A 24,232-nucleotide genomic window follows, 5' to 3' on the forward strand; every position below is an offset into this window, starting at 1 on the left:
CCAAAATGAAATACCCAAAAATGAGACAAGAGCTTATAAGTTACTTAGAAGCGCTAAGTAATAAGCAATATCAACTGGATTGTTGGGTGAATAATCAGTGTCCAGATGATATCGAGCACGATGAATTTGATTATGCAGTCCATTTTTTATTTGATGATACCGAGTGCGCTAGAAATCCAGATAAACTAGTTGGAATTTTTTTGCGAAATCAGGAGGAAGCTAAAGCTGTGAAAGTTGTATGTGACAGCATAGATCAACTTTTGAACAAATACGGATGTAAAAAAACTGATTATGAATATATCCAAGCACCTGAATGGATTAATATTTTGATAAGCTCAAAGTCTGCCTTAGAATTATTGTTATCTAACGATAAATAAACCCGGTAGGGTGCGCACCCAATCCTCTAAACTTAAGCCCGCCCACTTATTCTTAATAAGCCTGGTAGGGTGGGCACATGCTGTTCGTGCCCACGCGGAATGGATGCCACGATCTGCGATGGTTGCACGGAACACCGCAACCGCCTGAAAACGGTGGGCAAAAAAACCTGCCCACCCTACCTGACTGCTGATGTCCGAGGTTTATATCATACGCACGGTCAATGCACCTCTGATAATACAGAGGATGATTTTTCCCGTCCGGGCATTAATCGTAAAACCGGAAAATTTGAGAGAGAATCTGATACTCATACAGCATGGGGTAATCAAAGGCCGATGTATGTTGGTACCCCTGGTGGTGCTGTTTTGCTATTTTCACCAAATCCATTGTCTGGTACGCCTGATGAAGGTGCAGTTACTGTTTTACAATCAGGCAAATGCTGTCCAGGGGAAAACTTTTTAAAATAAACTGAAAAAATATGATGCAAAGATTCTTTAAAAAAATAATTATAGTTTTTCTTATGCTTAATTCGATGTATTGCATTGCAGAAGAAGTTAATTATTCATCTCCAGAGCAATGTATTAAAGCCTCTTTGTTATGCAAAAGCTTAAGTATTAAAGGAGAATTCTATAAAGTAATCGATGCCGTTTATAGGCAAGACTTTAAATCGGTAATGGAAAATGAATTAGGTAAGATGAATGCACCTAATCTCAATAAAGTTGACCAAAACTATCGTATGGATTTGACTAAGATTGATAGTTATGAGTTTTCAATCGAGAAGGACGAAAAACAAAATAAATATTATATTGGAGTTGGTCCAGCACTTAGGCCTGGAGGCCGTGTATTTTTCGGTTCATTTCATTATATATTGGATGCTACAACCCTGAATATTTTAGATAAATATCAAAAGCCGTAAGTCGGAAGCGGCGTTAAGGTCATAAGGTGCGCTTATAGGATGTGCCCGAATGAAGGCGCATCGTCCGCGTTGTCAGGGCAAACCCGCGCCAAGTTACATAATGCCCGGGATTATGCGAACAAACACAGCAGGTTCGCCTTCCGCCTCGCCCCTTTTGTCCGCATAATTCACTATGCAAAATGCCGCTTGTTTTGTCGGTGCGCACCCCGTTTCTAAAATCGAAGCCCACCCCACGCCCTTATTCGCGCTTCGCGTTCAACGGTATCCGGCTTGTGCGTCCGCTTAGGAGAATTAAATAATCATGTTGCCAACTTCCGCTGTGGGAAAACTGAAGGTGAGATTGAAAATTTCTGTCGCATTCCCTAGCAAAAAATCGCAAAAATAGTTACATTAAGATTAAGCCACGAATTCAATGACATAGCTTTATGTAACTGTTACACCAGATTCTTATCGAATAGCCGAAAAAATCTTACGGAAGGGTTGCGCTGAAAATGGCGGCTCATTTGGAGTGGAATAGGCACCCTTTCTATCTTGATTTTTCCAGTACAAAGGTAACCTCAACGGTTAGTGCCTTTATAGTATTGAACTGCATTTTCTAATAGCGCATTAAATAAATCTATTTTTTGCATCCAATTTCCTCCTGCATACGTATTCCTAACTGAAAGGTTGAAATTCTGATTTCAACGGTTTTGATATGCATACCTCCAGCGACCTTTTCCATAAAGTAAAGCTGGCATTAGCAAACTTAAAATTGTGTTGAATAAGCAGGTCAACCTTTAGTGAAGCGTCAACATCCTATCGAACAACAATCCAGCCAGGAAGACCAAGTCTTCCTGGCAATTTTTGACCTTTTAAAGGAAAAGCAAAATGCAAATACAGTTAAAAAAACATAGCATCTTGGGCGCGATTGCCACAGTGGCACTCGCTGCTGCCATTCCATCAACCCCGTCCTGGGCGGCTAGCCATCGTGAAGCGCCACTCATTGCCTTAGACCCTGCCGCCGATATTACTGATGTCTATGCTTTCGTCAGTTACGACCAGGCAAATATTAATCGTCCGCCAGAAGACCGTATGGCCACTTTCATCATGAACGTCATTCCTGGGCAGGAACCAGGGTCTGGACCCAATTACTTTGCTTTCGACGATAATGTCCGTTATCAATTCATCGTCGACAATGACCGGTCTGGCGGAGGCCTGGACGATCTCGTATACGAAGTGAAATTCAAGACCCAGGTGACAAACCCAAAACAGTTTATCCGTCCGGTTGCCGGGGTTGGCCCGATACCGCCTATCACGGCGCTTGAAGGCCAAGGTGCGGCGGGTCTCGCCAGCATTCAACGCTATACCGTCACAGAATTGCGTAACTGTCGATTGACTGGCAAAAAAGAACTGCGGCAATGCGAAGAAACCAAACTTTTCGACGGTGACTTCAAGCCGACCGTTCCTTCCAACATCGGCCCACGTACTATGCCGGATTACGAGGCACTGGCTAATCAAGGCATTTTTACCGACGTGGCTACCGGTATTCGGGTGTTTGCCGGACAACGTGCTGAGACCTTCGCCATCGACCTGGGCGCAGTATTCGATACGCTTAACTTTCGGGTCGAGGATGCCACGCCAATCCCAGGCGTAAGGCCAGCTATCCCCGTCCAAACCGCAGCAGAAGATGCCAATGACGTTGCCAATCCTTTCGGTGTCAACAACTTCAGTGGCTTTAATATCAACACTATCGCAATCGAGGTGCCAATCCGTCGGTTGACAGTAAATGGGCAACCCGCCAACCCTAACAACGGCACTATTGGCATGTGGGCCCGTACCTTGCGGCAGGCAGCAACGCTTCGGGCTGATTCGCCCCATTTGGATGCCAACAAGCTGCCCAAGAAACTGATCGCGGGGAAAGGGCCTTTCGTCCAGGTTTCGCGTATGGCTAACCCGCTTGTGAACGAACTTATTATCCGCTTTGGCAGCAAAGATTTTTGGAATGCCACACTACCCGAAGATGAAGCCATTTTCCTTGATGCTTACCGCAAACTGGATGTGGCCAGTGCATTGCAATTGGTTTCTGGCGTACCTGTACCCACCACATCCCGTGAAGACATCGTCGATTTACTGTTGAAATACAAGGGCCAAAATCCAGATCCTAAAGTCGGCCCCTTCTCTGAACTATTGCGTTTGGACATGATCGTGCCGCCCACACCGCCAGCCCAGATCAAGCGGCTTGGGCCTTTTGCACATGACACGAATGGTGTTGCCACCCCCGATAATGCAGGCTTCCCCAATGGGCGCAGGCCCAATGATGACGTTACCGACATCGTAGTCCGGGCGGCAGGCGGGGCAAATTACATCGCCAACTTCGTTGGTGACGGGGTCGGCATAAATGAGAAGGGCGTAACTGCGGAGTTTCCTTTCCTGCCTACACCATTCGACGGGCGTAATCGCCGACACATCGATCCAGGTGAATGATGCCTGTCAGTAAATAGGGTAAGAGTTGAAGAGGGCGCCGTCTTTCTTCAACTCATTTTAGTCAGGTTATCCCATTGCCATCAGGTAACACCATGAATCTTGTTAAGACAATACTGTTTTACTGCTTCATCCTGCACAGTACCAGTGTCTGGTCGCAAGCTTATACCCCAAAAAATGATGCTGAAGTATTAGAACATCTACCTGTTGCAACGGGCGAACGCAGCCGATTGCGGAAGTTAAGTTCACAACTTACCGAAAATCCTGGGGATTACTCGCTTGCAATGTCTTTAGCGCGGGAATATATCACGACAGGGAGGGCCAATTCTGATCCGCGCTATTTGGGTTATGCCGAAGCCATTCTAAACCCTTGGATAAATCCACAAAATAGCCTACCCGATGCCTGGGTTTTAAGGGCAACGATTTTGCAAAACCGCCATGATTTTCAATCCGCCTTGGCTGACCTTAAAACTGCGCTTGCCCTCAATCCTCGCCTTCCCCAAGCATGGTTGACCTTGGCTGCCATTTACGAAGTGCAGGGCAGTTATCCTGCTGCACTGCGTAGCTGCATGGCCTTGGCAAGATTTTCAAGTTCATTGACGGCGACAATCTGCATCAATTCTGCACTAAGCCTATCAGGGCGGGCTAAATCGTCTTATGAACAGCTTGTTTCGTCGGTCTCAACTCGACAGGGCGGCGACCCTCAAGAAATGACGTGGGCTTATACCGTGCTGGCGGAACTCGCCGAACGCCTGAATTTAATGGATGAAGCCAATACCTGGTATCAAAAAGCCATCGCCCAAGGCCAGCGTAGCGTTTATTTATTGGCCAGCTATGCGGATTTTCTGCTGGATCACAACCGAACCGCTGAGGCAATTGAACAATTACATGGGGAAACACAAGCCGATACGGTGCTGTTACGCCTTACGCTGGCTGAGCAACAATTACAGCACAGGAGTTTTCACCAACACGCAGACCTTATCAAAAATAGGATAGCGGCAGCAAAAGCTAGGGGCGATACCGTCCACCAAGGCGATGAATCTCGGTTTGCCCTGTATATACTCAACGATGCACAAACTGCCCTAAAACTAGCTATCAGCAATTGGGCCGTGCAAAAAGAACCAAGGGATGCCCGAATCTTATTGGAAGCCGCCATTGCAGCTAAAAATCCCGAATCAGCCCTTCCAGTCCTTACGTTTATGGAAAAAAGCCACCTGGAAGATGCCCGTTTAGAACCGCTACTGAAACTGGTAAAGGGATACGCATCATGAAAACCCTATTCATTTTTCTTTTATGCTTGTGGCCTACGCTTAGCTTTGCCCATAAGCCCAGCGATAGTTACCTGTCAATTAATATCCAAAATAACCAATTGTCGGGCCGTTGGGATGTTGCCTTACGCGACCTCGATTTCGCTATGGGTTTGGACAACAACGATGATGGGGCGATAACCTGGGGGGAACTGCGCTCTAAAACGGTAGAGATTAACCGGTACGTTTTTTCCCGATTGCAACTTAGCGCTTCAGATAAACTGTGTTCTTATCAGGAAATAGAGATGAAGGTCGATGAGCACACGGACGGCAAATATGCCGTGCTATTCTTTAATGGCAATTGTGGGGTTTCTGACATAGCTGAAATAATGATTGGTTATCGCTTATTTGCCGACCTAGACCCCCAGCACCGGGGCTTGCTTAACTTGACGTATGGCAACGTAAGCTCCACCGCAGTTCTAGTGCCTGGCAAGCCTGCTAGGGTGTTCGATATTTCGGCAAATCGTATGCCTTGGAAAGAAGCGCAGGATTTTATTTATGAAGGCATCTGGCACATCTGGATCGGTTTTGACCATATCCTGTTCTTGTTCAGCCTATTGATCCCATCAGTCATGGTGTACCAATCGGCAAGATGGCAACCTGTCGCACATTTCAACAACGCATTTGTTGATGTCCTAAAGGTGGTGACCGCATTTACCTTGGCGCATTCCATCACCCTAAGCTTGGCTGTCTTGGATGTTATGGCTTTACCGTCACGTTGGGTAGAATCCTGTATTGCCGCTTCGGTTATTTTAGCGGCACTCAATAACATTTATCCCCTTTTTACGGGGAAACGGGCCCTGTTGGCCTTTACGTTCGGCTTGGTTCACGGCTTTGGTTTTGCCACTGTCTTGACTGATCTGGGTTTAAACCAATCCTCTCGATTGTGGAGCTTATTGGGTTTTAATCTGGGTGTCGAAATCGGCCAGTTTGTTTTGGTCATGATCTTTTTGCCCATAGCCTACCAATTCAGCCGTTTTCCCTTATATAAACCAATCGTATTAAAATCCTGTTCACTTGGCATTGCGGGTTTGGCCAGCCTATGGTTATTGGAACGTGCTTTTGATATTGTCGTACAAGTTTGATTTTGCCTCAGTCTAGCGGACACTCCGCTAAGAGAGTAATCTCTAAACCCAAGGGCAACAATGAAAAAAGAACAATTTCCGGCACGGTCTGCCTACAAAAGATATACCGCACAGTTTAAAGAGCAAGCGTTAGAACGCGCTGGTCGGGATGGGTATCCCCAAGGTGGCGCAGGATTTGGGCTGGCAGAGGCGACATTGTATGCCTGGCAGGCAAAGCGGCGGCGTAATTCGCGAAACTGCCAAAGTGAAGTACACCATGATCAAAACTAATGAGACGCTCTTTCCAGTGGGCATGATATGCAGCCTGCTGTCGGTGTCGTGCAGTGGTTATTACGCCTGGAAGCGACGGCCTCGCTTGAGTGCGATGTCAGATTTTATGGTCGAAAACCAGCTCATAATGCTCTACTGTAGGAAATGGACTGTAAAAATGGTGCAGCAACTTTTTCCATTCCTGATACTCAGGTGATGTGCGAAAGCCAACGGTATGGTCTTCAAGGGTTTGCCAATTGACGAGCAGAAGATAACGGCTTTGGTTTTTCACGCAATGTTGGAGTTGATGCGAGATATAACCCGTCATGTTGGAAATTATGGTTGACGCATCACGGAATGCGGCCTCGAATTCCATTTCCTTGCCTGGGATAATATCAAGGACAGCGACTTCTAGCATGTCGCTTTCCAAGGGCTTAACATTGAATATAACCACGGTTCTATACCAAACCGAAGGCTGTAACCTTTAATGGTTTCCGCAATGTTATTGGTAGAAATTTCTATATGGAGTTTTTTCAAAAATCACCTGTTAAATTCAAAATTAAAGTAAGGGACGCAACAGTATATGACCGAAAAGAACAAACATTATTTTGTGGTTAACCGAATTTGAGTATCACTATTGTTTAGCTAAATGCCCCATGCCCTACGAAACGAAACCAGATAATGCCGAGTGTTATACAGCTTGATGCCCAAGATGCAAATCGATACGGCACCCAATTCAAAGCCATGTAGATAATTGCATGTAGCCATCGGAGCAAAACATAGGTCCATGCAAGCATGACTTGAACATTGTCAGTTTCCTTTTCTATAAGCATCAGGATACAAATAATATAAAAGAGCGTCGGTACTTGCATGAGGTTATTGAAAGTACGAGCAGGGCGTTCTAATCGATCATCAGTAGGTACATCCGACTTGAAATCGGAGAAATAGCGGATAGAGGCCAACCCTCTGATTACTGCAATATTACGAACGACGACCATGATGAACCACACTAATGCCGTCAAGGTAAAGAGCGCAACCATTGGAGAAACAAGACGATCAGGTTGAGCAGCGCTTTGCTCCCCAGATATTACCCAAAATAACCATACAACGGTTGAGCCTACAATGATGCAGGGGGCGGTATAAATCTGAATTAAAGAGATACCTGAACCAGTAGGGTTTATTTGTGGCACATTGATCTCCTGTGGGGGTTGGTTATATGGCAGCCGCCGTTGTTGAAAAATACTTGCAATATGCAATTAAAATAAGATTGAAGTGTATTATGGCTGTGCACTGGTTAAACTTCATTTATTTTCCACAAGGTAAGTAACGACTAAAGGCTGCGTTGCCTGCTTGTCCAATAATACCAAGATGGGTAATTTTGAATCCTTCTGGGTATTTCAGACCGTAACCGAGCAGTCGATCAACGCCAATGTGAATGAACCAAATAAGTGACAATGCCAAGGCTAAGGTGTTACCTACTGCGACCGAGGCCACAGCCAGAACGCAAGGCAACAGTTTTGAGTGGGTGATATTGTAAGTGACTGCACCAACCCGGGCATTAGCAAGATACCCAAGAAGCGCTAAGTCTGGCAGCAAAACGGTTGACCAAAATAGTGTCCAGTCAAACGACTGCTGCCAATAGACAGTAAGCGCCAGAAGAAAAATGCCGAAGCCTTCTAACCTTAGTAGCGCATTTGGTTTTTCAAATACTGAAAGCATGTAAGTATCCCTCTGAAAAATAAAACTACATTATAACCACGTCCCGGTTAAGCGTTTTGTTAGCTTTTTTGAATGTCGATGTAAACTACTCCCATTCAATCGTGGCTGGGGGTTTGCCGGAAATGTCGTACGTAACTCGGCTTATGCCGGCGACTTCGTTGATTATGCGTCGGGAAACGAGATCGAGGAAATCATAAGGCAGGTGCGCCCAGCGTGCAGTCATGAAATCGATGGTTTCCACGGCGCGGAGCGCGATGACGTAATCATAACGCCGACCGTCACCCATTACCCCGACCGACTTCACAGGCAGAAATACCGCAAACGCTTGGCTGACTTTACTGTACAGGTCGTGGTTATACAGCTCCTCAATAAAAATGGCATCCGCCTGACGGAGCAAATCGGCGTAGGTTTTTTTGACTTCGCCCAGTATGCGCACACCCAAGCCCGGCCCAGGAAAAGGATGCCGGAATACCATGTCGGAAGGTAAGCCGAGTTCCAAACCAATTTTTCTTACCTCGTCCTTAAATAATTCGCGCAAGGGTTCAACTAACTTTAACTTCATGTCTTCCGGCAAACCGCCCACATTGTGGTGCGATTTGATTAGGTGCGCCTTGCCGCTTTTAGAACCCGCCGATTCAATCACATCGGGATAAATAGTGCCTTGCGCCAGCCACTTGGCATCGGTTATCTTTCCCGCTTCGTCGTCGAAAATTTCGACAAACAAGTTGCCGATGATTTTGCGTTTTTGTTCAGGGTCGGCAACCCCATTTAGGGCAGCTAGGTAACGCTGCTCGGCATTCACGCGGATAACCTTAACGCCCATGTGTTCGGCGAATGTCGCCATGACTTGGTCGCCTTCATGTAAGCGCAGCAATCCGGTATCGACGAAAACGCAAGTAAGTTGGTCGGCAATCGCCTTATGCAGCAAGGCTGCAACCACGGAGGAATCTACCCCGCCCGAAAGGCCTAAGATAACATGGTCGCTTCCCACTTTGGCGCGAACGGCGTGGATACTGTCGTCAATAATGCTGCTGGCTGTCCATAAAGCTTCGCAGCCGCAAATTTCCAGGACGAATCGGGATAAGATGCGCATACCTTGTTTGGTATGGGTGACTTCAGGATGGAATTGCAGGGCATAAAAACCGCGTTCCTCATCGGCGATTCCTGCTATGGGCGCGCCGTCGGAGCTTGCAATCAGTTTGAAACCGCCAGGCAAATCAACCACGCGGTCGCCGTGGCTCATCCAGACATCCAACAGGCCGAAGCCTTCAGGTGATAAGTGGTCCTCAATACCCGACAATAGCTTGGAATGTCCCCGCGCTCGGATTTGGGCGTAGCCGAATTCGCGATGATTGGACGATTCGACCTTGCCGCCCAATTGCTCCGCCATTGTTTGCATACCGTAGCATATCCCCAATACGGGAACGCCCAGTTCAAAAACACTTTGCGGCGCTCTAGGTGTATCTGCGCTGGTGACGGTTTCGGGGCCGCCAGACAATATTATGCCGTTGGCTGCGAAATTTTTGACTTCTTCATCCGAGCATTCGCAGGAGTAGATTTCACAGTAAACGCCTATTTCGCGGACACGGCGGGCGATTAATTGCGTGTATTGGGAGCCGAAATCCAGGATGAGGATTTTGTGGTGGTGGATATTAGTAGAGGCTTGTTTCACAGTGTTTCCTGTTTAGATAATGCGGCTCGTATGTGGTAAAGTGAAATACGGGAACGCAAATCCTGGATTTCGCTTCGTCTCATCCAGGCTAATTTGCTCGTTGTGGCATTTGGGAGAATAGGGATTTTTTAAAGTTGTAAAACTCAATGGACTTCTAATAGAGATTGTTGCATCGCTGACCTTATCTCTTTAATTTCAGATACAGACATCAGCCGTGGACGACCATTCTTGTCTTCCTCATAACTTCCTAAAACTTCGACATGGCTACCTAATAAGCCTTTAGTTTCATTTTCTTTTAGTTTTTCAGGGAAAAAACAACGTAATGTTCCAAAATCTCTAACCCCCCTCAAATGAAAACGTTGCACATCCAAATCGATTTCTCTAATTTCACCTACAAACGCACCTGTTTTAGGCGATGATAACTTAGGCCGCTTAAGAGCTTCTCTAAGCACAACGCGTTCACGCTGAGAAAGCTCAGTTGATGGACGCTTTTCTGTTGGGGAAAATAGCTCGATTGTATGAATTCCAACCTTACCAGTTGGAGCCAATCTCATTGCTGCTGTTAGGAGAGCGTCCCTAATTGCTATATCAGGTATTGCCTCATAAATTCCTTCATTTATTTTTTCATCACCCACATAATTCGGGATGTCAGAGAGTCTGTGTATGGCATCTCGAATAGATTCAAATACTGGGTCTTCTATTTCGGAAAATAATCCAGACGTTACAGGTTCTTGTAATTTGAAGCCTACATATAGGCTTCCAGGAGCAAGACCTGTAATACGTAAATCAATTCGTTTGACAAGTTTTTTGGCATTTTCATCATTCAACTGAAAAGTTGCTGTAGCTAAGGCTAAAAGCTGTTTTTCAGCGAGCGTTGTCAACCAATTAAAAGCATGAAGTGCAGGGGTTGCATTAGAAGCCGCCGGCCCTTCGGCATGTAATACAATGTCAGAAATATCCATAACGTGAGCGAGCGGGTAATTTTCAGAATAAATCTCCGATAATTTGGCATAAAACCCTTCTATCACACCGGATAAATCCACACCGGTTTGTTTTTGCATTTCTTTAGCCGCAAGTATTTGGTCATGTACGATTGCGGCTTTATGTTGTAGCTGCTCAACCCAAGTTGTCATAATATTAGTTTGACTATACCGCGTTTGTCTCGTGAATTTAAACCTTTTACATTCGCTGTTTTTTCACCCACATATTGAAAAAATTGCCTAAAGTCGTTGTGACCAGCCAATTCAATTGTAATGTAAAAGTCTACTCTATACGTTTTTTTGAGTCTTTCATGTTCCTGAGAGTTTCCTAAGTCAATTATATGTTTGATTGTAGGATCAATTAACTTATTGGCATTCAAGGGAATAGTAACTTCTATGTCATTTGGCATTGCCTTATCAGAAAAAAAACTTCCAGCCAAAAAAATCTCAATTCCAGCAACTTGAATTTCTGTTTGAAAAAAGCGGATTAACTCTTCAAACAATTTTTGGCGGTATAGGCTAACACAAAAAACATTTTCTATTTCTTGCCTATCAGCTTCATGAATACCTTCTGGGAGCAACCCCCGATTATCAAGTGGTGGTAATGTCATTTTGATAAATAAAGCAACTTAATGAATTATAGTTACTATTTATTAACATTTTAGCACGGTAGGTTTGTGTGAGGAACGAACCCCAACACAATACTGACCATTATAGCTGTTGGGGTTCACACACTCACCCCCAGCCCACAAATAACTTAACCCCGTATGTCGCCGCGCCGAGCATCGGAGCATTTATCGGGAATAGCCCGTTAGGGGCGCGGCAGGGATGGCGCACGTTGTCAAAGGGACAGGGAAATCCCCTTTTGACAATCCCCGGTAAATGCGAAAAGCGCAGGAAGCAAGCGGCATCCGGACGGCCTTTCTTCTTTGGCCGCGTAAAGAAAGAAACTCGTCCGTGGGTACGAGAACCCACATTCTTGGCCATTAAAGGCCGTTGTGTAAATCTAGCTTTGCTGCGTTGATATCTCATCTCCACCGACATTCCAAGGATTCAACACCTCAACACCAGTGGGAATAAAACCCTCGGTGTTGCGGGTAACAATCGTCATCCCGTGAACCAGCTCGGTAGGTTGGGGTGAGGGACGAACCCCAACATTAAACCGACCGCCATCTGTTGGGGTTCACAAGCTCACCCCAACCTACATTTTTCCTCATCTCCCGTATGCCGCGCCGAGCATTGGGGCGTTTATTGGGAATAGCCCGTTAGGGGTGCGGCAGGGATGCCGCACGTTGTCAAAGGGACAGGGAAATCCCTTTTGACAACCCCTCGGTAAATGCGAGAAGCACAGGAAGCAAGCGGCATCCGGGCGGCCTTTCTTTGGGTTTCTTTTCTTTGGCCGCGCAAAGAAAAGAAACTCGTCCGTGGGTATGAGAATCCACATTCTTGGACAGCGCATACTTGGTCATTAAGGCCGTTGTGTAAATCTAGCTTTGCTGTGTTGATATCTCATCTCCACCGACATTCCAAGGATTCAACACCTCAACGCCAGTGGGAATAAAATCCTCGGTGTTGCGGGTAACATCGTCATCCCGTGAACCAGCGCCGTTGCAGCTATGATGGCATCACGGTCTGACCTTGGATCAGGAACGTGTAGATGTGCACAACGCTGGGCGACTGCGGTATCGACCACCAGAATCCGCTCCGAAAAGGCGGGCAATACGTGGGTGTTCAGCCAGGAACGCAGTACCGCCCCTTGCGTGGGGTCGCGCCGCTCAATCTGCAAAACCCCGATCTCCAGTTCTAAGACGGTAATGACGGAAATAAACAACCTGACGGCTGATACGCGATGCCCCCACGCCACCACATTGGCATCGGCCTTGCCCGATTTTGCTTTTCGCAACTCGGAAACGACATTGGTGTCGAGCAGGTACATCACGTTTAAGATAAGTCTACCGATTTAGCGAGTGGAGTGTTTAACCGTGGCGGTTCAAAATCAATGTCGTCGGCATCTGGCATCGCTAGCAAATCGACGATACTTACCTGCTGGTCGGTAATTTTTTGATAATCTTCAATCGTCAGCAATACATGCGACGGCTGACCACGGTCAGTAATAAACACCGGTCCGTTGGTAGCCGCCCGCTTGACTTTGCTGGCATCCTGATTAAATTCCCGACTGGAAATGGTGGTTATAGACATCGGCTTAATCCAAAAAAACGATCAATAAATATAGGTATGTTACTACATTTAACGGTTCTGGCAAAATCAAGCATAAATAAAACCTCAACCTAAAATGGCATTTTTTTATAATGCCACTCCTTGTTTTATTTTAATCACTCTGACCGATAATTCGGCGCTTCCTTCGTAATTGTCACATCATGGACGTGGCTTTCGCGCATGCCCGCACCGGTCACGCGTACGAACTGGGCTTTCTCATGTAAGTCTTTGATAGATTTTGACCCGGTATAGCCCATGCTGGAGCGGACACCGCCCAGCAGTTGGTGTATAACCGCCAGTAGGCTGCCTTTGTAAGGCACGCGACCTTCGATGCCTTCCGGTACCAGCTTTTCTACTGAATCGGTATCATCCTGAAAATAGCGGTCACTGGAACCTTGTAGCTGCGACATGGCACCTAATGAACCCATGCCTCGATAAGATTTATAAGACCGCCCTTGGAACAGTTCGACCTCGCCCGGCGCTTCTTCCGTACCGGCAAACAAACCGCCCAGCATGACAGAATAGGCGCCTGCTGCCAAAGCCTTGGCGACATCGCCCGAATACCTAATACCGCCATCGGCAATCAACGGGACACCGGTGCCTTTCAGCGCATCAGCAACATTGCTGACGGCAGTAATTTGCGGGACGCCCACGCCAGCGACAATTCGCGTAGTACATATCGACCCTGGGCCGATACCGACTTTAACACCGTCTGCACCCGCATCAACCAGGGCCAGCGCTGCCGCTGCGGTGGCGATATTGCCGCCAATAACCTGAACGCCCGGATAATAGCGTTTGATCCAGTGAACCTTGTCCAACACGCCTTGGGAATGTCCGTGGGCGGTATCAACGATAATGACATCCACGCCCGCCGCAATCAGCGCATCGACCCGTTCTTCGGTACCGAATCCTGTACCGACCGCCGCGCCCACCCGTAAGCGTTCCTGCTCGTCTTTACAGGCTTGCGGATAGTCTTTTGCTTTCTGGATGTCTTTGACGGTAATCAGGCCGCGCAAATGAAAGGAATCATTCACCACCAGGATTTTTTCTATGCGGTGCTTATGCAATAAGGCGATGGCTTCATCTTGGCCGGCATTTTCGCGCACCGTCACCAGCCTTTCTTTTGGGGTCATGACTTTGGTGATCGGCTCGTCAAAACGCGTTTCAAATCGCAAATCACGGCTGGTGACAATGCCGACCAATTCATCGCCGTTAACGACGGGAACGCCGGAAATGTTTTTGGCGCGGGTCAGTTTAATCACATCCCGAATACTGACATTCGGTGACACCGTGATCGGGTCTTTGATTACGCCGCTTTCAAATTTCTTGACGCTCTGGACTTCCCGTGCCTGTTGTTCGGCCGTCATGTTCTTATGGATAATACCAATGCCGCCTTCTTGCGCCATCGCTATCGCCAGTCTGGCTTCGGTAACCGTGTCCATCGCGGCGGAGACCAAGGGGATATTGAGCGTAATAGTGCGGGTTAAATGTGTTTTTATTTTGACATCGCGGGGTAATACCGTCGAGTGCGCGGGTATCAACAAAACGTCATCAAACGTCAACGCTTCCTGGATGATTTGCATAATTGTCACCTGACTATCTGTGAAATAGCGACATATTATACGGTTAACCCAGGTCTTTGTTGTAGAACTAAAATTTTGCTTGCCTTTTCCATCGAGAATAGCCTGCCTGAAACCCAGCCGTTCAGGTTCAATAGGCTTTGAAAACAAGAGTTGCATCAATTTGATATTCCAAGCGTATAATTTCACAGTGACTGTATTGCATGGCCTGTGTAAGGATCGAGGGTGAAATCTCAGGCAACAGCCCTTATATTACGAAATTATTTATTGAGATGATCCTTATGTTGACGTGGTTAAAATCCGTATCTAAGCCTTTTTTCATCGTATTGGTCGGCTTCATTGTCTTAACCCGTTTTCAGGGATGCCAGTATATTGCCGCTTATTCAGGCGCAGGATTTGCCGCAAACCTGCCTGATGCGACCAGCATTGCAAAACCTATAAGCTGTAATACGCAGGCATTGCAAGTGATGAGTTATAACGTGAGATACGGTTCAACAACTATCGAAGCCGTGGCCAATCGCTTTCGCGGAGGCGATACGGGTGACGGCTATTTGCCCTGGTCGGTACGCATACCGGAAATTCGCGCCCGTATTGCCAGCTATGCGCCGGACTTGCTGGGATTGCAGGAGATGGAAACTGATGCCGATATCGGCGGGATTGTGCCTTTAGACACCTATACCTTGGTTACTTATCATTTAGGCTCGTTTCAATATGGCGATTCTGCGCTTTTGTTTAAAACCTCACGGTTTGAAAAACTGGATTCTGGGCAAATGTGGCTTGGGCACACGCCTGATCTACCGATGTCGTTAGGGTTTAGTCGATTGGCGATGATACGTTATGTCAATTGGGTCATGTTGCGTGAAAAATCAACCGGTTTCACGTTTATGTTTGTCAACACGCATTTTGACAATGCAAGCAAAAACAAAGAACCCAGCGCGACATTGTTCCGCGAGCGCATTGCTAGCCTCACTAAGGGACTGCCGATGATTGTCAGCGGCGATTTTAATACGACCGCTGGTAATGAACGCTACCGTCGCTTGATGGGAAGCGACGAAAATCCGCCGTTGCTAATCAATTCCTTTGCGCTGTTTAATGGGCAGATTGGCAATCAGGCATCGCATCCCAACAAACTGATTGACCACATACTTGTCGGCGGCCCCTGCAAAACGGAAGTCGAGCAATGGCTGGTTGATACACGTCAGCTCAAAAATGGTCAACGCATGTCTGACCATAACCCCATTTTTGCCAGATTGCGCTTTACTTCATAAATCCGACGAACATAACAGGACCTTAAAACACATCAGTTTTAATCCTTTCCCTTAAAATTTAAACATCCCATGAATCTTGCGGCCCGGCAGTAGGCGTTCGGGCAGGGGATTCATTCGGTTAGCTTTTTTGGCTGACACCCATTCACTACCGTTTTTTCCCCGTATCTACCGTTCAATATCGCAGCGTAAGTCGCTGTCGAGTTGGTTCGCAAAAGCCGCCCGTAAAAGTTTATGTCAAGAGACAAAATACAAAAAGTCTCATGCATTAATTCACAGACTGGAATTGTTCATGGCTATAACATAACAGCCACTAACAGACTCTAAGTTCATTAAGTTTTTGATAATAATGCGTAATCACAGGAAGTCCTTATGGAACTATGAGCCATAAGATTGCAGTTTTATCAGGTATTTGCTCAAACGTGTCGACACTCAGCGATTTAAGCATTTTTAGCGTCCGAATCCAACTGCGCCAGTGTGCAAAAACCTTATTAAAACCGCGCTGCCGCCGGAGATAACAAACCATGACTGAACAGACCACTAATGAAATGGCAGAAGTTGGCTACAACAATGCTTGTCAACCCGTTGCTAGATGCCCCATGCATGCCCATGTTACCGAGCAGTTCGACTTGAAGCCCGATGATGTGCTGTTCCTTCCCAGGCACAGGCGGGTCATTACCCAGTATGTTAAGGGGGAGGACGGCGATACCGAGCTGAATCTTTATTATGAAGACAAGGAGATTTCCTTCGATGAGCCGGAGCTTTTCGCGTTTGGCGAACGCTTGGCACAGCAATCTCATTTTGTGGCTGAAACGGCTACCCGCTGGGGTGATGGTTATGGTTGGGAACAGGTCAAGGAGCTTCTGGAGAGCCTAATAGAAGAAGGCATATTGCATCTTTCAAGTCCAGTTGAATCAGGTTCTACTTCTACTGAGTCCCGTCAGGTCTACCTACCGCCAGGCGAATGTAAAGAGCCCCGCACTTGGTTTGAGTGCGAGGCGATCACCGCCGAATTAACGGGGTACCCCCTGGAAATAGGTTATCTGGAATTGGTGGTGCCGATTTTTAGGGTCGCCCATATTGCCCTGGACATGGAGGGGCGACAAGTTGGCGAAGCCAATGTTTTCCCAGATCGCTTACGACTGGACGTTCCGACCGAGTGGCGTGCTTGCCCGTATCCAGGCAGTCGACACCAGGACGAATTGCCGATGAATGTCACTGCGCTTAAGAGCATGAGGAAACATTGGTTGCCGACCATGGTCGTCTTGTCAAAAATCAGGGACGCTTATTTAGGTAGGTTTCCCGATGCCCGGCAAGGCATGACGATAGGCCACTTAGAGTGCTTGTCCACCTTGGTGCTGGCGCTACCCGCCTACCTGCTGATGCGTTCTGAAAATAATGTCAATAACGGTAGCCTTCATCCCGTGCTGTCAAACATGTTTCGCGTTACGGATGGCGTACGGATGACAACGCACCAAATGATGGTTATCCCGCTTGCGGAAGCGACGTTGCTGCCCGACGCACCCATCACGGGCAGCGATATTTATCAGTACGCCGAACGCAATTATGTCTTCCAATCGGCACACGGGGTTTGTGCGGGGCCAAAAGCAATGATAGAAGAATTCTTGTCCGTACTCGTTGATGGCGGGTCTGTTGGGGTAGAACTTGATCCTGAAGTACAGGCAGCTTTGGACGGGATTGAAGCCGCTTTTGATTATGGCCTTTATGGCTTACGGGTTTATGTCATTGCCTTGTCCTTCTGGACATTGATGAGCCGCACTTATGAACAGCTTTGGAATCTTTTTGAATCCTGGCCGGAAACCGGCTCGATAAAGTTGAACGAATTCAAGAAAATTATCCAGATTGATGTAAAAAACCTGCAAGCAGACACCCTTCTAGCCACTGAAGATTTACGGTCAAACCGTGACCATATCCAAGCCAGCATGTATGAGAAAACCTCTCGTGGGCTCAAGCTCTCATTCGCGGAAGAAGCATTGCCACAACGAATCGCGCCATCTGTGCCGGAAGCACAGCACACAATGGCCGAGGACAAGCTCCGTTCCGCATTAGGCGAAAAAGTTGCCAACGATGACCCCACATTCAATCGCTTGATTGCTTGTTTGATGACTTATTTCCGCAGTGAACAAGCCATAGTAAAAGCGGCTTGCGAAGATCAAGGCTTTATTAATCGCCAACTTGGCAGGCCAACGCCCACACGCGATTTCACTGCAGCGGACATTAATCTTTATAGCGTATTGATCGGCGACGTAAAGCGATTGCCCCTCTTAAGTGAAGTGTGTGATGAGGTATTCAACCTACATATCGTCGTAACGCAAAACAGTATTGAAATATCAGATCGGATTGCCGATTAAACCGGTTATCCGATGTTCGAATCTGCCAGTATGGGGTTGGCAAATCAACGTGCGATGGGCACGGACTTATGAGGAGAATACCATGAAAGTTAAATCCAATATACGTGCAGGTTTGCAAGCAAGATTGGTCACAAAAGGCGTTTGCCGTGGCCCAATTTTGACAGCCCCAGTTTTAACTGTGGCATAAGCTTGGCTTGAGGCAAATCATGGGAGGGATGAATAGTCCCTCTCATTTTTAAACCCTTTCGTCGAATAATCCTTGCACGTTATGCAAAACGGTTTGCTTAGCCTCAGCCGAAAACCTTGGCTTCTGTTTAACTCAATAAATCGGCTGATTATCCAGAGGGTAGATTTATTCAGTTATAAAGGATTATCGTGTCGTTTGTGAATAATGTTTATTTGTTAACCGAATAAGTTTCACAAAAAATCGTTTTTTTATGCCCACATAAAGAGTGCCAATCCAGTTTAAACAGTGTAATTGCGGCTTAGACGTTATAAAGAATTTAGGAGATTATCATGAACCAGCATTTTATCAGTGATGAATCGCAAAATACAGAGACTAGAATACCTATGGCACGGCATCGGCATGAAAAAAAAAATAACCCTACCGGGTGGTTTTTAGTTTCGGCTACTTGTGCCATAGCAGTAAGCGGCTTGTTGTTAACGACACAGGCATCAGCGGACAACCGGTTGATCCATCGACCCTCCCAAGCCCGACTATTTGGCTTAGACTCATTACGCAGGGCGGTAAAACAGGATGGCGGCGTGCCATTGCCCAATAACCTGGATCAATACATCAAAAACCGCGAAGCCGCCTTGCAATTGGGCAAAGCCTTGTTTTGGGACATGCAAATCGGCAGCGACGGGGTACAGTCTTGCGCCAGTTGTCATTTTCATGCGGGGACGGACAATCGGGTCAAAAACCAGATAAATCCTGGATTATTGGCCGTTTTAGACCATCCCGAAGACAGCATCAAAGGCTACTTTAATGCCGCAGGTGCTTTCAAGCCTGTTTTCGAAAGTAAGCAACCGAATCAATCCCTGAGACGTGAAGATTTTCCTTTCGTAAAAATAATTCAAGACGTAAACCACGCAGCAGATGGCTCGATAGAGCCTATTCCCGGTAACAGTAATGACATAGTGGGTACCATGGGAATGTTGTTTACGTTCTATAACAATGTAGTTCCAGGTTTTGCCGTCGACTCAGGTTCGCCCATTACGGATCCGATTTGGAACATCAACGGAACAGCCAACGTACGCCGGTCTGTCGCAAGAAACGCTCCGTCTGTCATCAATGCCGTCTTCAATTACACCAATTTTTGGGATGGTAGGGCGAATCCGCATTTTAACGGGCAGGATCCCTTCGGAGACCAAAGTCCAAATGGTGGCATTGTCGTCCATCATCCAGGAGAACCTTTAAGCTTTGAGTCAATTACCATGGACAACGCCAGTTTGGCATCACAAGTTCTCGCTCCAATTATTAGCTTCAGTGAAATGTCCTTTGGTGATCCGTCCCAACAGTCCGTGACGGATCCCTCCCAACCCAATGGGCGCAGTATTCCAGAGATCGGTATTAAAATGTTGAGGGGTGCCCTAAACAACGGAAAGCCACTGACCCCGTTGGGTTTGCAAACCGTGCACCCCAAAGATTCGGTTTTGGGCAGCTTATCCAAAGCGCCCTACCGTGGCTTGGATACTACCTACGAATCGCTAATAAAAGCCGCGTTTGCGGAACAATACTGGGATTCCGACGAACCCATTGAAACCCCGGGCATTGTGTTCAACCAAATGGAATTTAACTTCGGCCTGTTTTTTGGGCTATCAGTCGCCCTCTACGAATCGACTTTGGTGGCAGATCAAACCTATTTCGACCAATGGATGGAAACGGCACGCTTCAATAAGGGTTTCGGCAGGAAGGAGTTGGCGGGTCTAAACCTGTTCGTCAACGAAGGCCGGTGCGTTGTGTGCCATGCTGGCCCTGAATTGACCAAAGCTTCAATAAGGTCTGCCCAAGGGAATAAAGACCTAATCAGGGCGATGGCAATGACGGAAGGCAGCGCACTCTACGATAACGGTTTTTACAATCTAGCGGTTACCCCTACGACTGATGATCTTGGCCGGGGCAGCGCGGACAGTTTTGGCAATCCACTGTCTTTTGCCCGCCAAGCTCTTTTCAGTCGTGTAGAAAATCAATTTTTTCCTTTCACAATACTGGGCGACCCATTTATTCCTGCCCAAAATGAGGATACAGGCACGCCAGTCTGTGCGGATGTAAACGGTGATGGATTCTGTGAAACTAACGAAGCTATCTTCCCTGAATTTCAACGGGTTGCTGCCGACGGTGCTTTCAAGACGCCGGGTTTAAGAAATAGCGTCCTGACTGGGCCTTATTTCCATAATGGCGGCATGGCGACATTAAGGCAGGTTATCCAATTTTATAACCGGGGCGGCAATTTTTGTAGCTTTAACCATAAGGACAAGGCGGCTAACATTAAACCGCTCGGTTTATCTGAGAAGCAAGAAGAAGAGCTGGTGGATTTTTTGGTGTCTTTAACAGATGAGCGGGTTGTTTATCAAAAAGCCCCCTTCGACCATCCTGAATTGAGGATACCGACTGACGGGCGGGATACTTTGGGTACAGGTGAAATACACGCCCTAGGCGCTAATGGGAGCAATAAACCCTTACGTCCTTTCCTGAAGTTAGATCCGAATGATGCTATTTATACCCCTTCCGGGATATGTTCCAATGAATGATAGTGGTTAATCCAATGGCAAAATTTGTGCTTATGACGAATGCGGTCAGTTAACTAGGGTGTAGCCGATAAACGGAAGCAAGTTAATGTTATAGGCGCCGTTCCAAGACGGCGTTGATTTCGGCATCCGTCAGGACAATGGGGTTGGTTAACATGCTACTGCCTCGGCTATTGGCGACGACCCATGGAAAATCTGCTTCAGCAATGCCATAACAATGGAGTCGGGGCAGTTCCAAGCGTTCACCCCAATGGGATAACGTGGTGATTAATGCAGAGTAGGCAGTCGCGTCATCTATGCCATCCTGGTCAGTTAATAACCGCCCGACTTTGGCATATTTAGCCAAGGCGGGGTTTTTCATTTCACGGCCTTGCATCGCCTTGATGTTAGTTTCTGTAGCGGCAGCCACCAGCGTGCCGCAGACCACCCCGTGAGGAATGGGAAAGTACGCGCCCAACGGCGAAGCCAAGCCATGTACCGATCCTAATCCTACCTGCGCCAAGCAGATGCCTGAAAGCAAGGCGGCATAAGCCATCGCACCGCGACCAAGGGAAGCTTCCGGCTCTTTGCCTTCCCAAGCGGCAAAAAGCCCTTCCTTGACGGCTGTCATCCCGCTCCATGCCAAGGCATCTATGAATGGATTGGCCTTGATTGACACGTAGGACTCCAATAGTTGCGTGAACGCGTCCATGCCATCGGCGGCCACGAGTTCGCGTGGGCAGCTTGCCAGTAAATCGGGGTCGATCACGGCATATTCGGGGACTAGGCATTCATCTCGGAAAGATTTCTTAAAGCCGTCTCGGCCCGAAATGCTCAAAACGGAATTTTTGGTTGCTTCACTCCCCGTCCCTGCCGTCGTGGGAACGGCGATGAAAGGGGTGCTTGGCCCACGATAAGGGATGTTCTTTCCGACTCCTTCCAGGTGATCCATGACCGAATTGCCGTGCGGCAACAATCCGGCTATCGCTTTGGCGGCATCGAGTACGCTGCCGCCGCCTATGGCGACCACGACATCGACCGCTTCACTGCGAAACCGATTGACCGCATCATCCACCAGCGTCGGCGATGGTTCGCCCGAAACGGTTAAGTGTAACCAGCGCACCCCTTTGGTTTCTAGTGATTGGGTAAAAGACTGCCAACGTGGCGTGGCGCAGAACGATTGCTTCCCTGTCACCAGCAAGGCGGTGCGGCCATAGGTTGCCGCCAGCGCCGGGACTTCGTTGAGTCGGCCAGAACCAAAACTAATGCGCGGCAAACGAGAAATTGAAAAAGGAGAAAATTGCATACGCTTTTAGCTTTGCGGAAAGAGGCCTTCGTAACGGATGCCTTGACGTGGCTGTGCCATCCACTCTGCGACCGTATCCCGCCAGGTTAAGTAGTGGGTTGTTTGTTTGTGTTCCGCCGCCGCTTCAGCAGAGTCGTAGGCTTCGTATAGGATAAATTGGGCGGGATTTTCGGGTGATTGCAGCACATCAAAACGACGGTTACCGGATTCACGTATGGATGCTTCATGATTGAGACGTGTTGCGGCGATAAAATCGTCGATGTGTGCGGAGTCGACTAAAATATTGACCAAGGTAACGTGCATAGTGGCTGCCTTAACTTACATGATTGGATGACCGTTATTATACTTCATGAGGCATTGTTCTTGGTGTTTCAAAACAGCATTATCGTAAGGCGGATTAAGCGCACAAACAATTTATCATTTGACAATGTAAGGAAGTTACCGTGCGCCGTAATCCGCCTTGTTTTGTTATCATTGAATTGACCTGATAAGAGATAACTCCTCTGCCCTTATGTTCCAGTCCATCTTCGACAAGTTTTTTAAACAGGATAGCATAACTGGTTTGACCACGGATTCGTGCCTTGTTATCCGCTGGTGGTTTTTGCGCGGCTTGGGGTTGATTTACCTGTCTGCATTTTGGTCGATGGCCACGCAAATCGATGGCCTCGTCGGTGCGAATGGCATCTTGCCCTTGCAGGAGCTACTTGGGCGCATCGAGCTGGTTTACGATTATACGAAATATTGGCAGTTCCCGACCCTGTTTTGGCTTGATGCATCGGATTCCGCCCTGGAAGGGGTTTGTGTGGCTGGGATGGCTGCGGCCTGTTTGGTGATACTTAATGTATTCGTTCGCGCCGCATTGATCGTTTGCTTTGCCTGTTACTTGTCGATCACAACAGCCGGACAGGATTTTACCTCGTTCCAATGGGATGCGCTCTTACTGGAAAGCGGCTTTCTTGCCCTGTTTTTAACCGGAAATTCTCCGATTATCGTACTGTTGTACCGTTTGTTGATTGCCCGTTTCATGTTCATGAGCGGCGTGGTGAAAATCGCCAGCGGCGACCCAAACTGGGCGAACCTGACCGCACTCAATTACCATTACCTGACCCAACCGCTACCGTCGCCGCTGGGGTATTACGCTTATTTCCTGCCCGAATGGTGGCAAAAGTTTTGTACGCTCGGTGTCTTGCTCATTGAGTTGCCGATTCCTTTTCTTGTGTTCCTGCCGCGACCGTTTCGCCTTTTTGCTGCCGGATGTTTCGTCTTGCTGCAAACCAGTATTATCCTAACTGGCAGCTATACGTTTTTCAACCTGTTGACACTGTTGTTGTGCCTGTTTTTATTTGATGACCGCGACCTGTCCAGAATGACTCCAACATGGCTGCGTAAGCGCCTATTGCCGTGCCATAAACCGGCAACATTCTATGCTAATTTATGTGCTTTAGTTTGGGCGGGTTTCGTGATCGTGATATTGACGACGCAGATCTGGATGGCGCAAACACATCGGTTACCTTTCAAGCCTTTGTCCAGCTTAATCCAATTCGCATCTACTTTCTCGGTTGTGAATAATTACGGCCCTTTTGCTGTGATGACCACAGAACGTGACGAAATAATCGTTGAAGGGTCAAATGACGGCGAACATTGGCGGGAATACGGTTTTAAATACAAGCCCGATGCCGTTGACAAGCCCTTAAGTTGGAATATTCCCCATCAACCGCGCCTGGACTGGCAAATGTGGTTTGTCTCACTAAGCGGGCCAATGCAGGGTGACTGGTTTGGAAAGTTCATGATGCGCCTGCACGAAGGTTCGCCCCAGGTTTTGGCCTTGCTGGCTGATAACCCGTTCCCCAAGCAACCGCCCACCCATCTTAGGGCATATATATATCGTTATACCTATACACAACCAAAACAGCGCAGGATCACCGGACAAATATGGAACCGTGAGAGATTGGGGCTTTATTGGCCGCAATAGTTGGTTTTTTACTGAGCTGTAAGCACC

The 24,232-nt window shown here is 47.5% G+C and carries 22 protein-coding genes; 11 read left to right on the plus strand and 11 right to left on the minus strand.

Annotated features, from left to right (window positions below; all coding sequences use genetic code 11):
- The 7 genes from MGMO_RS10380 to MGMO_RS10410 all read left to right on the plus strand — a co-directional run.
- Positions 1–377, plus strand: a 377-nt coding sequence (locus tag MGMO_RS10380; RefSeq protein WP_051384024.1) for an SCO4402 family protein, incomplete at its 5' end; no start/stop codon positions are given.
- A gap of 99 nt (positions 378–476) precedes the next feature.
- A complete protein-coding gene (locus MGMO_RS10385) occupies positions 477–842 on the plus strand; it encodes a hypothetical protein (RefSeq protein WP_036307506.1) in 366 nt (121 codons plus the stop codon).
- An 11-nt stretch (positions 843–853) separates the two neighbouring features.
- Positions 854–1,291, plus strand: a complete 438-nt coding sequence (locus MGMO_RS10390) for a hypothetical protein (protein WP_036307507.1) — start codon at positions 854–856, stop codon at positions 1,289–1,291.
- A gap of 867 nt (positions 1,292–2,158) precedes the next feature.
- Positions 2,159–3,754, plus strand: a complete 1,596-nt coding sequence (locus MGMO_RS10395; protein ID WP_023495007.1) for a DUF4331 domain-containing protein — start codon at positions 2,159–2,161, stop codon at positions 3,752–3,754.
- A 92-nt stretch (positions 3,755–3,846) separates the two neighbouring features.
- Complete coding sequence (locus MGMO_RS10400; RefSeq protein WP_023495008.1) at positions 3,847–5,022, plus strand: tetratricopeptide repeat protein; 1,176 nt, start codon at positions 3,847–3,849, stop codon at positions 5,020–5,022.
- Positions 5,019–6,143, plus strand: coding sequence for a HupE/UreJ family protein (locus MGMO_RS10405; RefSeq protein WP_023495009.1), 1,125 nt, complete (start codon positions 5,019–5,021; stop codon positions 6,141–6,143). Before MGMO_RS10400 ends, MGMO_RS10405 begins: the two co-directional genes overlap by 4 nt.
- A 60-nt stretch (positions 6,144–6,203) precedes the next feature.
- Positions 6,204–6,413 carry a hypothetical protein gene (locus MGMO_RS10410; RefSeq protein WP_036307509.1) on the plus strand — a complete coding sequence of 70 codons (210 nt, stop codon included), beginning with the start codon at positions 6,204–6,206 and terminating at the stop codon, positions 6,411–6,413.
- A gap of 97 nt (positions 6,414–6,510) precedes the next feature.
- Here MGMO_RS10410 and MGMO_RS10415 read toward each other — a convergent pair whose 3' ends face one another.
- From MGMO_RS10415 to guaB, 9 genes are all read right to left on the minus strand, one after another.
- Complete coding sequence (locus MGMO_RS10415) at positions 6,511–6,810, minus strand: antibiotic biosynthesis monooxygenase family protein (protein WP_023495011.1); 300 nt, start codon at positions 6,808–6,810, stop codon at positions 6,511–6,513.
- A 223-nt stretch (positions 6,811–7,033) separates the two neighbouring features.
- A complete protein-coding gene (locus MGMO_RS10420; protein WP_023495012.1) occupies positions 7,034–7,582 on the minus strand; it encodes an MAPEG family protein in 549 nt (182 codons plus the stop codon).
- A 115-nt stretch (positions 7,583–7,697) separates the two neighbouring features.
- Positions 7,698–8,111, minus strand: coding sequence for a DUF4260 domain-containing protein (locus tag MGMO_RS10425; RefSeq protein ID WP_023495013.1), 414 nt, complete (start codon positions 8,109–8,111; stop codon positions 7,698–7,700).
- An 85-nt stretch (positions 8,112–8,196) separates the two neighbouring features.
- Positions 8,197–9,783: a glutamine-hydrolyzing GMP synthase gene (guaA, locus tag MGMO_RS10430; protein ID WP_023495014.1), complete on the minus strand. Its 1,587-nt coding sequence runs from the start codon at positions 9,781–9,783 to the stop codon at positions 8,197–8,199.
- A gap of 143 nt (positions 9,784–9,926) precedes the next feature.
- Positions 9,927–10,916 carry a hypothetical protein gene (locus tag MGMO_RS10435; RefSeq protein WP_023495015.1) on the minus strand — a complete coding sequence of 330 codons (990 nt, stop codon included), beginning with the start codon at positions 10,914–10,916 and terminating at the stop codon, positions 9,927–9,929.
- Positions 10,913–11,374: a DUF6932 family protein gene (locus MGMO_RS10440; protein WP_023495016.1), complete on the minus strand. Its 462-nt coding sequence runs from the start codon at positions 11,372–11,374 to the stop codon at positions 10,913–10,915. The genes MGMO_RS10435 and MGMO_RS10440 overlap by 4 nt, the downstream gene beginning before the upstream one ends.
- 923 nt (positions 11,375–12,297) lie before the next feature.
- Positions 12,298–12,699, minus strand: a complete 402-nt coding sequence (locus tag MGMO_RS10445; RefSeq protein WP_023495017.1) for a type II toxin-antitoxin system VapC family toxin — start codon at positions 12,697–12,699, stop codon at positions 12,298–12,300.
- Positions 12,700–12,704: 5 nt separating this feature from the next.
- Positions 12,705–12,962, minus strand: coding sequence for a type II toxin-antitoxin system Phd/YefM family antitoxin (locus MGMO_RS10450; protein WP_023495018.1), 258 nt, complete (start codon positions 12,960–12,962; stop codon positions 12,705–12,707).
- 134 nt (positions 12,963–13,096) lie between these two features.
- Positions 13,097–14,563 (minus strand): IMP dehydrogenase, encoded by a 1,467-nt coding sequence (guaB, locus tag MGMO_RS10455; RefSeq protein WP_036307521.1) that lies wholly within the window; start codon positions 14,561–14,563, stop codon positions 13,097–13,099.
- Between the two features lie 278 nt (positions 14,564–14,841).
- Here guaB and MGMO_RS10460 point away from each other — a divergent pair, with 278 nt between their 5' ends.
- From MGMO_RS10460 to MGMO_RS10470, 3 genes are all read left to right on the plus strand, one after another.
- A complete protein-coding gene (locus MGMO_RS10460; RefSeq protein ID WP_161808484.1) occupies positions 14,842–15,828 on the plus strand; it encodes an endonuclease/exonuclease/phosphatase family protein in 987 nt (328 codons plus the stop codon).
- A 521-nt stretch (positions 15,829–16,349) separates the two neighbouring features.
- Positions 16,350–18,197 (plus strand): hypothetical protein, encoded by a 1,848-nt coding sequence (locus MGMO_RS10465; protein WP_023495021.1) that lies wholly within the window; start codon positions 16,350–16,352, stop codon positions 18,195–18,197.
- A gap of 516 nt (positions 18,198–18,713) precedes the next feature.
- The gene (locus tag MGMO_RS10470; protein ID WP_023495022.1) at positions 18,714–20,951 is read left to right on the plus strand and encodes a cytochrome-c peroxidase; all 2,238 of its coding nucleotides are present in this window, start codon (positions 18,714–18,716) and stop codon (positions 20,949–20,951) included.
- An 88-nt stretch (positions 20,952–21,039) separates the two neighbouring features.
- On the opposite strand, the gene MGMO_RS10475 is transcribed toward MGMO_RS10470, so the two are convergent.
- The gene (locus tag MGMO_RS10475) at positions 21,040–22,233 is read right to left on the minus strand and encodes an iron-containing alcohol dehydrogenase (protein ID WP_023495023.1); all 1,194 of its coding nucleotides are present in this window, start codon (positions 22,231–22,233) and stop codon (positions 21,040–21,042) included.
- Positions 22,234–22,239: 6 nt separating this feature from the next.
- Entirely contained in the window at positions 22,240–22,536 is a 297-nt protein-coding gene (locus MGMO_RS10480; RefSeq protein WP_023495024.1) for an antibiotic biosynthesis monooxygenase, read from the minus strand.
- A gap of 208 nt (positions 22,537–22,744) precedes the next feature.
- Between MGMO_RS10480 and MGMO_RS10485 the strand changes: the two genes are divergently transcribed.
- Positions 22,745–24,205 (plus strand): lipase maturation factor family protein, encoded by a 1,461-nt coding sequence (locus tag MGMO_RS10485; protein ID WP_023495025.1) that lies wholly within the window; start codon positions 22,745–22,747, stop codon positions 24,203–24,205.
- Positions 24,206–24,232 lie beyond the last annotated feature (27 nt).

The organism is Methyloglobulus morosus KoM1, from assembly GCF_000496735.2.
GTDB lineage: Bacteria > Pseudomonadota > Gammaproteobacteria > Methylococcales > Methylomonadaceae > Methyloglobulus > Methyloglobulus morosus.

Bases quoted from the DNA above. Each gene is read 5' to 3' on its own strand.
- MGMO_RS10480 (WP_023495024.1), bottom strand. From the start codon at position 22,536: ATGCACGTTACCTTGGTCAATATTTTAGTCGACTCCGCACACATCGAC.
- MGMO_RS10385 (WP_036307506.1), top strand. From the start codon at position 477: ATGGATGCCACGATCTGCGATGGTTGCACGGAACACCGCAACCGCCTG.
- MGMO_RS10485 (WP_023495025.1), top strand. From the start codon at position 22,745: ATGTTCCAGTCCATCTTCGACAAGTTTTTTAAACAGGATAGCATAACT.
- MGMO_RS10450 (WP_023495018.1), bottom strand. From the start codon at position 12,962: ATGTCTATAACCACCATTTCCAGTCGGGAATTTAATCAGGATGCCAGC.
- MGMO_RS10415 (WP_023495011.1), bottom strand. From the start codon at position 6,810: ATGCTAGAAGTCGCTGTCCTTGATATTATCCCAGGCAAGGAAATGGAA.
- MGMO_RS10395 (WP_023495007.1), top strand. From the start codon at position 2,159: ATGCAAATACAGTTAAAAAAACATAGCATCTTGGGCGCGATTGCCACA.
- MGMO_RS10400 (WP_023495008.1), top strand. From the start codon at position 3,847: ATGAATCTTGTTAAGACAATACTGTTTTACTGCTTCATCCTGCACAGT.
- MGMO_RS10470 (WP_023495022.1), top strand. From the start codon at position 18,714: ATGAACCAGCATTTTATCAGTGATGAATCGCAAAATACAGAGACTAGA.
- MGMO_RS10475 (WP_023495023.1), bottom strand. From the start codon at position 22,233: ATGCAATTTTCTCCTTTTTCAATTTCTCGTTTGCCGCGCATTAGTTTT.
- MGMO_RS10425 (WP_023495013.1), bottom strand. From the start codon at position 8,111: ATGCTTTCAGTATTTGAAAAACCAAATGCGCTACTAAGGTTAGAAGGC.
- MGMO_RS10405 (WP_023495009.1), top strand. From the start codon at position 5,019: ATGAAAACCCTATTCATTTTTCTTTTATGCTTGTGGCCTACGCTTAGC.
- MGMO_RS10435 (WP_023495015.1), bottom strand. From the start codon at position 10,916: ATGACAACTTGGGTTGAGCAGCTACAACATAAAGCCGCAATCGTACAT.
- guaB (WP_036307521.1), bottom strand. From the start codon at position 14,563: ATGCAAATCATCCAGGAAGCGTTGACGTTTGATGACGTTTTGTTGATA.
- MGMO_RS10445 (WP_023495017.1), bottom strand. From the start codon at position 12,699: ATGTACCTGCTCGACACCAATGTCGTTTCCGAGTTGCGAAAAGCAAAA.
- MGMO_RS10390 (WP_036307507.1), top strand. From the start codon at position 854: ATGATGCAAAGATTCTTTAAAAAAATAATTATAGTTTTTCTTATGCTT.
- MGMO_RS10465 (WP_023495021.1), top strand. From the start codon at position 16,350: ATGACTGAACAGACCACTAATGAAATGGCAGAAGTTGGCTACAACAAT.
- MGMO_RS10440 (WP_023495016.1), bottom strand. From the start codon at position 11,374: ATGACATTACCACCACTTGATAATCGGGGGTTGCTCCCAGAAGGTATT.
- MGMO_RS10410 (WP_036307509.1), top strand. From the start codon at position 6,204: ATGAAAAAAGAACAATTTCCGGCACGGTCTGCCTACAAAAGATATACC.
- MGMO_RS10460 (WP_161808484.1), top strand. From the start codon at position 14,842: ATGTTGACGTGGTTAAAATCCGTATCTAAGCCTTTTTTCATCGTATTG.